Origin of the sequence: Methylocella sp. CPCC 101449 (assembly GCF_031921685.1) — a bacterium.
GTDB lineage: Bacteria > Pseudomonadota > Alphaproteobacteria > Rhizobiales > Beijerinckiaceae > Terripilifer.
Window position 1 is genome coordinate 412731 of the sequence record NZ_JAPDHU010000004.1, and the last position, 12248, is coordinate 424978.

12 protein-coding genes are annotated in these 12248 nt (G+C 61.6%); 3 read left to right on the top strand and 9 right to left on the bottom strand.

The annotated features are described in order from the left end of the window. Window positions 1–10: 10 nt before the first annotated feature. Entirely contained in the window at window positions 11–268 is a 258-nt protein-coding gene (gene yacG, locus OIM99_RS26610; protein ID WP_409371569.1) for a DNA gyrase inhibitor YacG, read from the top strand. On the opposite strand, the gene OIM99_RS26615 is transcribed toward yacG, so the two are convergent. Continuing rightward, window positions 199–1443 (bottom strand): NAD(P)/FAD-dependent oxidoreductase, encoded by a 1245-nt coding sequence (locus OIM99_RS26615; protein ID WP_311853547.1) that lies wholly within the window; start codon window positions 1441–1443, stop codon window positions 199–201. The genes yacG and OIM99_RS26615 overlap by 70 nt on opposite strands. Window positions 1444–1563: 120 nt before the next feature. On the opposite strand from OIM99_RS26615, the gene OIM99_RS26620 reads away from it, so the two are divergent. Then, entirely contained in the window at window positions 1564–3150 is a 1587-nt protein-coding gene (locus OIM99_RS26620; RefSeq protein WP_311853548.1) for an ABC transporter substrate-binding protein, read from the top strand. Window positions 3151–3159: 9 nt separating this feature from the next. On the opposite strand, the gene OIM99_RS26625 is transcribed toward OIM99_RS26620, so the two are convergent. Both OIM99_RS26625 and OIM99_RS26630 read right to left on the bottom strand, forming a co-directional pair. After that, complete coding sequence (locus OIM99_RS26625; RefSeq protein ID WP_311853549.1) at window positions 3160–3738, bottom strand: VOC family protein; 579 nt, start codon at window positions 3736–3738, stop codon at window positions 3160–3162. Between the two features lie 27 nt (window positions 3739–3765). Then, on the bottom strand, window positions 3766–5403 hold the full coding sequence (locus OIM99_RS26630) for an FAD-dependent monooxygenase (RefSeq protein WP_311853550.1): 1638 nt from the start codon (window positions 5401–5403) through the stop codon (window positions 3766–3768). A gap of 113 nt (window positions 5404–5516) precedes the next feature. On the opposite strand from OIM99_RS26630, the gene OIM99_RS26635 reads away from it, so the two are divergent. Continuing rightward, window positions 5517–6440, top strand: a complete 924-nt coding sequence (locus OIM99_RS26635; RefSeq protein WP_311853551.1) for a LysR substrate-binding domain-containing protein — start codon at window positions 5517–5519, stop codon at window positions 6438–6440. Window positions 6441–6446: 6 nt separating this feature from the next. On the opposite strand, the gene OIM99_RS26640 is transcribed toward OIM99_RS26635, so the two are convergent. From OIM99_RS26640 to OIM99_RS26665, 6 genes are all read right to left on the bottom strand, one after another. Continuing rightward, entirely contained in the window at window positions 6447–7154 is a 708-nt protein-coding gene (locus OIM99_RS26640) for an ABC transporter ATP-binding protein (RefSeq protein WP_311853552.1), read from the bottom strand. Continuing rightward, a complete protein-coding gene (locus tag OIM99_RS26645) occupies window positions 7151–7906 on the bottom strand; it encodes an ABC transporter ATP-binding protein (protein WP_409371583.1) in 756 nt (251 codons plus the stop codon). The genes OIM99_RS26640 and OIM99_RS26645 overlap by 4 nt, the downstream gene beginning before the upstream one ends. A gap of 4 nt (window positions 7907–7910) precedes the next feature. After that, complete coding sequence (locus OIM99_RS26650; protein WP_311853554.1) at window positions 7911–8843, bottom strand: branched-chain amino acid ABC transporter permease; 933 nt, start codon at window positions 8841–8843, stop codon at window positions 7911–7913. A 14-nt stretch (window positions 8844–8857) separates the two neighbouring features. Further along, entirely contained in the window at window positions 8858–9781 is a 924-nt protein-coding gene (locus tag OIM99_RS26655; RefSeq protein ID WP_311853555.1) for a branched-chain amino acid ABC transporter permease, read from the bottom strand. A 27-nt stretch (window positions 9782–9808) separates the two neighbouring features. Further along, complete coding sequence (locus OIM99_RS26660) at window positions 9809–10972, bottom strand: ABC transporter substrate-binding protein (protein WP_311853556.1); 1164 nt, start codon at window positions 10970–10972, stop codon at window positions 9809–9811. Window positions 10973–11041: 69 nt separating this feature from the next. Continuing rightward, window positions 11042–12208, bottom strand: a complete 1167-nt coding sequence (locus OIM99_RS26665) for a cobalamin-independent methionine synthase II family protein (protein WP_311853557.1) — start codon at window positions 12206–12208, stop codon at window positions 11042–11044. Window positions 12209–12248 lie beyond the last annotated feature (40 nt).

Sequence of the window (12248 nt, forward strand, 5' to 3'; positions counted from 1 at the left end):
GGAGCTGCCCATGTCCGACAATAAATCGGGCAAGAAACCGGGATCTGACGATCTCGTTGCCAAATTCATGGCCGATGATGCCGCCACGACCGACCTCGGTCCCTGCGCCATTTGCGGCCGTCCGGCCACGCCGGAATATCGACCTTTCTGCACCCGTCGCTGCGCCGACGTCGATCTTGGCCGCTGGCTGCGTGGCTCCTATGCCATTCCAGCGGGCCGCGACGATGATGACGAAGAAGACGGCGAGGCCGTCGATCGCGACGCTTGAAGATCAAGCGCGCGCAGCGGTGCGCCAATGAGGCCTGTGACGATGGTCGCCAGCAGCGCTGGCGCCGGCCACAGCCGTGATAGAGGCCCCGCAACCCAGTCGCGCAGGAACGGCAGGATCGTGCTGTCCGATTGATAGACCGGCGTGAACAGCAGGCTCATCGCCTGATATATCTGCACATGCCGATGGCGCAGCGCGATCGCAGCCGCCGTCGCCTCATTCACGTTCCTATGCCGTCGCAGCGCCGTCGCCAGCGCGCAGGCATCGAGCAAGGCCATATTGGCGCCTTGGCCGAGCTGCGGGCTGGTCGAGTGCCAGGAGTCGCCGATGTGGATCAGGCGATCGGTCACGGGTTGCATCAAGGTGCGATGGGCATAGCGGGCAAAGGTGAGTTGATCGGGGGCCGTGATCGTCTCAAGCAGGCCTGATGTCTCCGGCCAAAGGTCGCGCACATCGTCCTTCCAGCGTTCCAGCCCGCCGTCGCGCCATGCTTGCAGACGGTCGGCGCGCAGCGACCAGAAGAAGGCGGCCTGTGGTGTGTTGGTGCCAGGCGGCGTGCCGATCGGCAGAACGCCAGCCATCTTGTTGGACCGCACATAGCGCTGTTCCAGCGCGTGGCCATCAAAGCCGTCGGGCCAGGGCAGGCTCGCCCAGAGCGCGCCATAGGCAAGTTCGCGTCCTGTCGGTGGCGCCAGGGGGCTGTAGGTGCCGAGCGTATCGATGATGAGGTCGAACGGCCCGTCGCTGCGGCCATCGCCGAAGGCGAGCCGCCGTCCACCATCCTGCACCGGCGCATCGATCACCGTGCGTCCGGTTTCGATGGTGATGCCGGCGGCACGTGCCGCATCGTAGAGAAGGGCGAACAGCGTGGCGCGATGAATGCCGATGCCGTGTTCATCGCCCTTGAGCGCCGCATAGCGGACATCGAGCACGGTCTTGCCCGAGGGGATCGCCTTGCCGAACAGCCGGTCGATGCGGCTGCCTGCGGCGATGGTGGCGCGATCGAGCCCCATCTGCCGCAGAACGGCCAATCCCGTCGGCTGGATGATCAATCCCGAGCCCAGCGGTCGCGGCGTCTCGAACCGCTCGAACATGACAATGCGATGGCCCTCGCGCGCCAAGAGCAGCGCACTGGCAAGTCCCGCGATGCCACATCCGGCAATGGCGATCAGCATGGAGATGTCCCGGTCATGCCGAAGCTATGGCAGCGCCAGCCAAGACAGACAAGCCCAGTCTGGCACGACTCCTGCTTCGTTCTTTTGCGCGCGTTGGGCGCCGCACGGAGAGGGGATTTCATGATCAGTCGTCGCACGGTGGTCGGCGCGGTTGTCTCGGCGCCTTTCGTCGCAAAGGCCGCGGCCCAGGCGCCGAGCCGCAGCGAAACGCTGTTGCTTGTCCAGGAATATGGCCCCAACAGCATGGACATGCAGGGCATCGGCTCGTCGCAGCCGGTCAATGGTGTGGCCTTGAATTGCTATGATCGTCTGATCCGCTTCAAACCCGTGCCTCTGCCCGATGGCGGGGGCGGCACGTTCAACATGACCGACTTCGAGCCCGAACTGGCGGAGAGCTGGCAGGAGGCGTCGGACGGCATGAGCGTCACTTTCAAACTGAAGGATGCGACTTTTCATTCCGGCCGTCCGGTCACTGCCAAGGACGTGAAATGGTCGCTCGATCGCGCGGTGGCGATCGGTGGCTTCGCCAAGACCCAGATGGCGGCGGGCTCACTCGAAAGTCCGGAGCAATTCGTCGCCGTTGACGACAAAACCTTCCGCGTCGATTTCGTGCGCCGCGACAAACTCACCTTACCCAATCTCGCGGTCACCATTCCCTTCGTCATTGATAGCGAATTGGCGATCAAGAATGGCGGTGACGATCCGTGGGCGAAGGAATGGCTGAAGAACAATGTCGCGGGCTCGGGCGCCTTCAAGGTGGGGAGCTGGAAGCCCGGCACCGAGACGATCTACGTGCGCAACGAGGCCTGGAAGGGCGGCAAGCTGCCAGCGCTGCGCCGCATCATCGCGCGCGATATTCCTTCCCCTTCGACACGGCGCGCGTTGATCGAACGCGGTGACGCCGACATTTCCTATGGCCTGCCGCTGAAGGATTTCAAGGATCTGGCCGATGCGGGCAAGGTCAAAGTGGTCGGTGTGCCTGTGCCGAACGCGCTCTGGTATCTCGCGTTGAACGCGGCCACCGGGCCTTTCGTCGACAGGCGCCTGCGCCAGGCCGTCGCCTGGGCCATGCCTTACGACAAAATCCTGCAAGCCTCGATGTTCGGGCGTGGCGTGGCCATGTGGGGCGGCCCCGAAAAACCTTCGACGTTGTGGCCGCAGCCTTATCCATACAATACCAATGTCGAGAAAGCGAAGGCGCTGGTGTCGGAAGCGGCGCCCGGTGGGGTAAAGACTTCTTTGATCTTCGACACGGGCTCGGCCACCATCGCCGAACCGATGGCCGTGCTCATCAAGGAGGCCTTGGCGCCGATCGGCATCGATGTGGAGCTGAGCAAGATCCCTGGCGCCAATTTCCGCGGCGAACTTAATAAGAAGATTCACCCGATGGCGATCAACCGCTTCGGCGGCTGGCTCGATTTTCCCGATTACTACTTCTTCTGGAACTTCCACGGCAACAATTCGATCTTCAACATCTCCAGCTATCAAAGCGCGGAGATGGACAAGCTGATCGATGCCGCACGCTTTACGCAGGATGCGGGCGCCTACAAAAGTAACATCGAAGCCTTCGTTGCGCTCGCGGCCAAGGACGCCCCGGTCATTCCGATTGCGCAGCCCTTGCACGATGTGGCGATGCAGAAGTCGATCGGCGGCTACCAATTCTGGCCGTGCCGCGAACCGGACTTCCGCTATCTCACTAAGGCGTGAGGAGAGCGATCAGACGGGCAGTCCGATGCTCGGGATTTCCGCCGGCAGATAGTCGCCGCCGCGAATGGCCTTCTGCAATTCCTTGAACGGCCGGCCGGAAGCGAAAGCGGCGGCCACTTTGTCGGGATCGAAGAACGTGCCGATTGGATTGGCCTTAAAATCCGGCGATGTCCGCATCCATTCGGCAGACTTCTCCCAATCGCCGAAATTATCGCTCTGTAATTCGACGAAATTGCCTTCCGGATCGCGATAATAGATCGAGATCGTCAGGCCGTGGTCGAGGCAGAAGGCCGGGCGGATGCCGGCATCGCGCAGGCGCTCGTAAGAAGCGATCAGATCGTCAAAGCTGTCATATTCGAAGGCGCTGTGATGCATGCCGTTGTGCGTGACTTTCTCGGGATCGTCCTCGAGCTTCGGCACCGAGAGAAAGGCGACGCGGTGGTTGGCCGCGTCATTGGTCATCCAGGCGGCATTGGCATCCTGGAACTGCACCTTCGCGCCGACGACCGTGCCGTACCAGTCGATCATTTCTTGCAGGCGGCTGGTTTTGAACGTCACGTGATGCAACGCGGGACGAATAACGGTCATGGTTCCCTCCTTCAAAGATGATTGTCGCTAATGCGCTTCCGCCATCGCATGGCCGGTCATTCTGGCGAAGAGGGCGACAGGGTCGCTGGGTGCGCGATCACCGCGCCACGCGACATGCTGGTCAGGCCGAATGAGCGCCAGCCGGGCTTCGTAACGGCGCGGTAGCCGGGCATCTCCCGGCCGCACGATGGTGAGCGGAACGTTCAATTTGTCCGCTGCTGTTTGGAAGCGCTCTGCGCCTTCAGCTTCATCGGACAAGACCAGCAGCGTATAGCCCTTGCCGAAAAGATCATAGAGCGAGCGTCCGTCCTTCAGCCATTGATGAGGTGCCAGGCACCCCGGATAAGCGGAGGGCGTGTAAAGCCCGACGGATTGCGGGGGCGGTTCGCCTTTCTCTTCGGCGACGATGGGCGAATGCGCATAATGCGAGCCGAGTACGACGCCGAGCGTCTTGAATTCACGCACCTTGGTGGCCAGGATCGTTTCGGCCACTTCACGGCGGACGGCTTCGCCGATTTCGCCGGGGTCTTCCAACCCCGGCTGGATGAGCTGATTGCCGGTGGCTGAATAGTTGATGGTCGCTTCCTCGATGACGCGCTCATGCACGGGCCGGCGCTCGATCGCGTAGGAATCGAGCAGGGCAGGGCCGCCCCAGCCCTGGATCGTCGCGGCAAGCTTCCAGCCGAGATCGACAGCATCGCCGATACCCATGTTCATGCCGAAACCGCCGAAGGGCGGGTGCAGATGGCAGGCGTCGCCGGCAAGAAAGACGCGGCCTCTTGCATAGCGGTCGGCAACGAGACTGCGCGCCACCCAGGGATCGATGCCGACGATCTCCGGATCGATATCGAGGGCTGTCGAGCGGCGGATCATGTCCTTGCAAGTCGCCGCATCAGGCACCCCGTCGCCATCGAATTTGGTGACGATATAGTACCAGAGGTCACCGCCATCGAGCGGCCCCATGAGGCTTGGAATTTCCTCGTTGAGCAGCCAGTAATGGATGGCGCGCCCGTGCGGATGCATGCGATCGAGGCCCGGCGCGCGCATCACCAGATTGATGTTGCGCAAGGCGCCACCTGGGCCATGCATCTTGGCGCCGATATGTTCGCGCACCGCGCTGCGGGCGCCGTCGGCGCCGATGAGATAACGGCAGGAGATCGTGTCCGAACGCTTCTGCGGCAGGTCGCGCAGCGTAACGTCGACGTGATCGTCGAAATCGCGCGCTGCTTCGAATTCGGTTTCAAAACGCACAGTTACACCAGGCAACGACACCGCATGATCGCGCAGCACCTGCTCCAGCACGTATTGCGGCACCCATTGCGCGCCTTCCGAATAGAGATTGTTCTTGTCGGGTGAGGCTTGCAGGGCATTCTCGAAGCGGCAGATTTCGGGGCCGTTGAGACGCGTGGCGAAGACGACATTGGCGGGATAATCAGCCGGCACCGGAGAGGCCGCGCGTAATTTGTCGGCAATGCCCCAGCGGCGCAGGTGTTCGCGCGTGCGTGCATTGGTGGTCTTGGCGCGCGGGTTGTAGCCGACCCGATCGTTGCGCTCGACGACCAGGCAGGAGATGCCGCGCGACCCCAATTCGATGGCGAGCGCCAGGCCGACGGGACCCGCTCCAATAATCAGAACTTCGGTGTTGGCGGGGGGCTGGCGGTCCATGTTTCCTTCCCAGTGTCGCGGATTGCAGCTTTGCCGGCATTATCGCCATCCCACCGATTGCAGGAAGATGCCAAAAGTGTTCTTCTGATAGCAAAATAGCATCAAAGGCCACGATGAAGCTCAATCAGTTCCGAAATGTGCTGGAGATCGCCGAACGGGGCAGCCTGCGGGCGGCGGCGCGCAGCCTACAATTCGCCCAGCCGGCTCTCACCCGCAGTCTTCAGGAGCTGGAGCATGAGATCGGCGGGCCGCTGTTCGAGCGCCAAGCGCGCGGCATGGCGCTGACGCCGCTCGGCGAAGCCTTCGTGCGCCGCGCCCGCACCGTGCTCGAGGACGTGCGCCGCATTCGCGAGGAGGCCGAGCAGATGCGGGGTGGCGGTGCCGGCCAGATCGTCGCTGGCCTGTCGATCGCCGCGCATATGCAACTTCTGCCGAACGCGCTCAGGATTTTCCGACAGCGCTATCCGGGCGTCGATCTGAACATCATCGAAGGCTTCTATCCGACGGTCGAGAAAGCGTTGCTCGAAGGCACGATGGATTTCTATATCGGTCCCGAGGCCGATCCGACCTTCGCGCCCGGCCTGCAACAGATCGTGCTTTCTCCCAATGAACGCATCGTCATCGGCCGTAAGAACCATCCTCTGGCGGGTGCCCGTTCGCTGAAGGAATTGAGCGATGCCGAATGGGCCAACAATACCATCACGCAACCGGCTGATGGCGAACTCAGCGCCTTATTCGCCGAGCATGGTTTGGGCACGCCGCGACTGGCGATGCGCACCCAATCGGCGCTCAGCCTTTTGGTTGCGCTCGCCTCTTCCGATCTTCTGGCGATGGTGCCCAGGCAATGGGAGCGGTTCGAGCTGATGGGCGAGACCTTGCAGATGATCCCCATTCGCGAGCGCCTGTCGGCCCCGCGCTTGGTTCTGATCCGCCGCGCCGCCATGCCGTTGACGCCGGCCGCCGAACATTTCGCGCAACTGCTGATGAACAACGCGGTCGAAAAGCCTGTGGCGAAGCGATCGGCAAGAAGGCAGTGAGGCGGCCTACACGCCGAGATAGCGGGTCTTGATCTCGCCGTCGGCGGCAAGCGCCGCTGAAGTGCCGCTCCACACCACGCGGCCTCGTTCCAGCACATAATGGCGGTCGGCGATACGCGTGAGGGCTTCGACATTCTTGTCGACGATCAGGATCGACATGCCCGTTGCCTTGATCTCCGCGATGACGTTCCAGATATGGGCGCGCACCAGCGGCGCCAGCCCCTCGGTCGCCTCGTCCAGGATCAGCAGGCGTGGATTGGTCAGGAGCGCGCGGCCGATGGCGAGCATTTGCTGTTCGCCGCCGGACAGGAGATTGCCCCAGCTCGACATCCGCTCACGTAACGGCGGAAACAGTTTCAGCACTCGCTCCACATCCCAGCCATTCGATGTGGTTCGTGTTGCCGTGGCGACGAGGTTTTCACGCACCGACAGGTTGGGAAAGATCTGTCGTCCTTCCGGCACGAGCCCTATGCCGCGCCGGGCGATGGCATAGGCTGGCAATCGCTCCACCGCCGCGCCGGCAAAGCGGATGTCGCCGGCGGTCGGCGTGACGATGCCTATGATCGAATGGATCGTAGTGGTCTTGCCCATGCCGTTGCGGCCGAGCAAGGTGACGACTTCACCCTCGTGAATATCAAGCGACAGGCCGAACAGCACGCGGCTTTCGCCATAGCCGGCGTCCAGGCCGTTCACAGAGAGGAGAGCGCTGCTCATGCCGCGCCCTCGTCACCGAGATAAGCGCGGCGCACATCCGCATTGGCTCGGATCGCGGCCGGCAAACCGCTGGCGATGATGCGGCCCGAAACCAAGACCGAAATGACATCGGCCAGGGCGAACACCGCGTCCATGTCGTGCTCGATCATCAAAATGGTCAGTTGGCCTTTGATGGATGCCAGAAGCTTGACCACACGCGCCGCCTCCTCCGGGCCGGTGCCGGCAAGCGGTTCGTCGAGCAGCAGCAATTTTGGCTCTGTCGCCAAAGCGATGCCGATTTCAAGCGCGCGCTTTTCGCCATGGGACAATTGGCCAGCGGGCACATCGGCCCGTGCGCTGAGGCCGATGGTATCGAGGACATGGCGCGCCGGCTCGCGCAGGCTGGGATCGCGGCTGGCGTCCGTCCAAAAGCGAAAGCTATGCGGCTCTCGAGCCTGCACGGCGAGAGCCAGATTGTCGAGTACCGTCAGCTCCAAAATGACATTGGTGATCTGGAAGGAGCGGGCGAAGCCAGCACGTGCCCGTTGATAAGCGGGCAGGCGATCGACGGGCTGACCATCGAACAGAATGGAGCCGCTGTCGGGCCGCAACTGCCCGGCGAGCTGCGCGATCAATGTCGTCTTGCCGGCGCCGTTGGGGCCGATGATGGCATGCAGAGAACCGCGTTGCACGTCGAGATCGATGCCGTCGCTGGCGACGATGCCGCCATAGCGTTTACGGATTTGGCGGGTTTCGAGCAGGACGTGGCTCATCGGCTCAGCCATGGGAGCGCCCGCCTTTCGTCATGCTGCCGAGCAGCCCGGTCTTGCCCATCAGCACCAGAGCGATGAGAACCATGCCGAGCAGCGCCCCCCAATAGGTCGTGAACGAGGCCAGGACTTTTTCGAGCAGCAGGAACAGAATGGCGCCGATGACGGGGCCGACGATGGTGCCCATGCCGCCGGCGATCACCATGACGAGCAGATCGCCGGAGCGCGTCCATTGCATGATCGAGGGCGAGACGAAGAGCGTCTGATTGGCAAGCAGGGCGCCGGCAAAGCCGCAGATGGCGCCGGAAATGACGAAGGCAGTCAGCTTGTAGCGGAAGGTCGGAAAGCCGATGGCGATCATGCGGCTCTCGTTGAATTTCATGCCGCGCAACAACATGCCGAAACGCGAACGCACCACGCGGAAACTCAGCCACAGGAAGAAGGCCAGGCAGGCGAGCACGAAATAATAAAAGACCTGCGTATTGCCGAAATTGAGGCCGAGATCGCTGTGAGCGTTCAAGGTCAGTCCGTCGTCGCCGCCGAAACTGTTGATGCTGATGGCCAGGAAATAGACCATCTGGCTGAAGGCCAGCGTGATCATCAGGAAGAAGACCCCACTGGTGCGCAGGGATACCGCGCCGATGAACAGCGCCGCGCCCGCCGAGGCCAGCGTCGCCACGCCCAATTGCACGAAGCCATTGTTGATGCCGTAGAAATCAAGAATGCCGACCGCATAGCCGCCGATGCCGAGATAAACCGCGTGTCCCAGGCTGATCAGGCCGCCGAAGCCCAGAATGAGATCGAGGCTCAGGGCGGCGATGCCGAAGATCATCATGCGCGTCGCCACGGTGAGATAATAGCTTTCGCCCATGGCGGCGAAGAGCAGCGGCAGCAACGCCAGAACGACGACCAGGGCCAGAGCAATGCGTTCTTTGGTCATGTCGCGGATGGGCCTCAGCGGCTCTTGGGGGGAAAGAGGCCCTGCGGCCGGAAGAACAAGATCACGGCCATCAGAATGTAGATCAGCATGGAGGCGATGGCCGGCGCGCTGTTGTCGGCGGCGGCGCGTTCGAGAAACAGGCCGAACAGCGGCTTCATGAACGAACGGCCGAGCGTATCGATGAGGCCGATGACGAGGGCGGCGCAAAAGGCGCCTTCAACGGAACCCAGTCCGCCGACGACGATGACGACGAAGGCGAGGATCAAGACATTGTCGCCCATGCCCGGGATAACCGTGAAGATCGGCCCGGCCATCAGGCCGGCAAGACCGGCCAGCCCGGCGCCCAGAGCGAAGACCAGGGCATAAAGAACGACCACGTTGACGCCCAGCGCGCTGGCCATGGTGCGGTTGGACGCGCTGGCGCGGATCAGCATGCCGAGCCGCGTGTGACGCAGGAGCCCGTAGAGCAGGGCGGCGACCGCCAGGCCGACGACGATGATCGCCAGGCGATAAGCAGGATAGGAGATCAGGCCAAAGATATTGACCTGGCCGGCGAGGAACGGCGGCACGCGGGCAAAGAGCGCGGCCGGCCCCCAGATCAGGCGTGCAAGATCGTTGAAGATCAGGGTGAGGCCGAAGGTCACCAGCACATGGTCGAGATGATCGCCCTTATAGATGCGCCGAAAGATCAGGAATTCGGCGATCAGTCCGATGAGCAGCGCGCCGCCCAGCCCGGCGATCACGCCGAGCAGGAAGGATTGGCTCGAGGCATAGACAAAGGCGCAAAGATAGGCGCCGGCCATATAGAATGAGCCGTGCGCCAGATTCACCAGGTTCATGATGCCGAACACGAGCGTCAGCCCGGCCGACATCAAGAACAGCATAATGCCGAGCTGCATGCCGTTGAGGCATTGTTCGAGCAGCAGGGTCGCGCTCATGGCGGGTCCTGATCCGGTATCGCGATCCTATTTCATCGAACAGGTTTGCGCATAGGCATCGCCATAATTCTCCAGCGCCTTGTCCTGGATCACGATGCGCGGCTTGCCGTCAGCACCTTTCTTCACCTCGCCCTGATAGAAGGTCTGAATCGGGAACTGATTGGTGTTGAATTTGAAAGCGCCGCGCGGCGATTCGAATTGTGCCTTGCGCAGGGCGGCAAGGAAAGCCGGCTTATCCTCGATCTTGCCATTGACGGCCTTCACGGCGGTGTCGAGCAGCATGATCGTATCATAGGCGTGCACCGCATAGGGCGCCGGCACGCGGCCATATTTCTTCTCGAAGCCACTGACGAATTTCTTGTTCGCCGCATTGTCGAGATCGGGCGCCCAAGAGGTGGCGACGATCAGGCCAAGCGCATCGTCGCCAATCGCCGGCAGGGTGGATTCATCCACCGTATAGGCGCTGTAGAGTGGGAATTTCTCTTTCAGGCCGGCCTGCGAATATTGCTTGACGAATTGCACGCCCAGGCCACCGGGATAGAAGGCGAAGACGGCGCTGGCATTGCTCGATTTGATCTGCGACAGCTCGGCGGAGAAATCGAGCTGCGTCAGCGGCGTGTAGACTTCCGCCGCAATGGAGCCCTTGTAGAAGCGCTTCAGTCCGGCGATGACGTCCTTGCCTGCCGCATAATTCGGCGCAATCAGATAGATGTTCTGCAGGCCTTTTTTCTGCAGATAGGCGCCCATGCCTTCGGCCCAGTTGTCGCCCTGCCACGATGTGGAGAAGAAATAGGGCGAGCAATCCTTGCCGGCGAGTTGCGACGGCCCGGGATTGGAGCTGATGGTGACGGTCTTGGCATCGACGAGCGGCTTATAGACCGCCAGCATCAGATTGGAAAAGCTGAAGCCGATCGCCGCGTCCACTTTATCGGACTGAACGAATTTTTCCGCCAGTTGCCGCGCCACATCGGCCTTCTGCTGGTCGTCCTCGACGATGACGCGGGCCGGCAGGCCGCCGATCTTGCCGCCGAGCTGTTCCACGGCAAGCTGCATGCCGTCGCGGATCTCGGTGCCAATGATCGCATTGGGCCCCGAGAGCGTCGACATGAAGCCCAAGGTGATTTTATCGGCGGCTTGAGCCGGGACAGCCAAAAGGCCGGCCGCGGCGAGCAGCAAAATACGCTTATCCATTTTCCCCTCCCGAAAACGTAGCGTTGAAAAACCTGAAGCGCGGTTCCGAGTTCGTCGGAACCGAAAGCCTCAAGACCAGAGTTTCTTCGTCGCGATATCCGCTCCCTCGCGCATGGCCTTGAACTTCTCCCAGATCACCGTGTCGTGGACCTCGGTTTTGTAGAGCGCCTGTGAGGAGAAGCCGCAGTCGGCGCCCGCCATCACATTCTCGCGCCCCACCAGTTTGGCGAAACGGATCAGGCGCTCGGCGATCAATTCTGGATGTTCGACGATATTGCTCGCATGGGTGATGACGCCGGGGCACAGCACCATGCCATCTGGCACTTTGATCGTCTCGAACAGGTGATATTCATGTTCGTGGCGCGGGTTCGCCGCTTCGAAGCTGACCGAGCCCGCCTTGACCTTCAACACATAACCGATGATTTCCGACAAAGCGGCTTCGTAAAGGCGCGGGCCTTCATTCACACCATAGCAGGTATGATAGCGGACACGCTCGGCCGGAATGCCTTTCAGTGCAGCATTTGCCGCTTCGATGTAGATTTCCGCGCGCCGCTTCATCTGCTTTTCGTCGAGATCGGGCTCGACGAAAATATCCGGCAGGAACGGATCGTCGACCTGCAGCAGAATGCCGGAGTCGATGATGAGTTTGTATTCCTTGTTCAGCTCGGCCGCGAGCGCGTGGAAATACTCTTCCTCGGTCTTGTAATATTCATTGATGCCGACGCCGGACGGCGCCGTGGCCGGCAGAAAGACGTGTTCATCGGGAATGCCAGCAGCCTTTGCGGCGGCCTTGATGTTCTTGATATCTCGCTGCACGGCGGCTTCGCCACGATATTTCACTGGTCCGGTGCAAACGACAGGAACGATAGGCACGATCGTGCCGCCCATCATCGCTTCCTTGAAATATTGCTCATAGTAAGCCGGAAAGGCCGCCACTTCCTTTTGGAAGATCAGCAGTTTCTGATTGGGGCGCGCCTCGAAACCCTCTAGCCGCTCACGGATGTAGGTGAAGAAGCCGGGCTTGGAGAATTCGCCATCGGTGACGATATCGATGCCGCAATCCACCTGTTTGCGTACGGAATCCGCCACCGATTTGGCGATCAATCCGTCGAGCGCCTTCTCATCGTAAGGCTTGCCGGCGAACTTCTGTCGCATGAGATCAAGCAGGTCATGGGGGCGCGGCAGGCTGCCGATGTGAGTGGTCTGAATACGATTGGTATTTTGTTGCAGCGCCATCTGCGTTCCTCCCAGAAGTTCAGATCGGCCGGAGCATGCC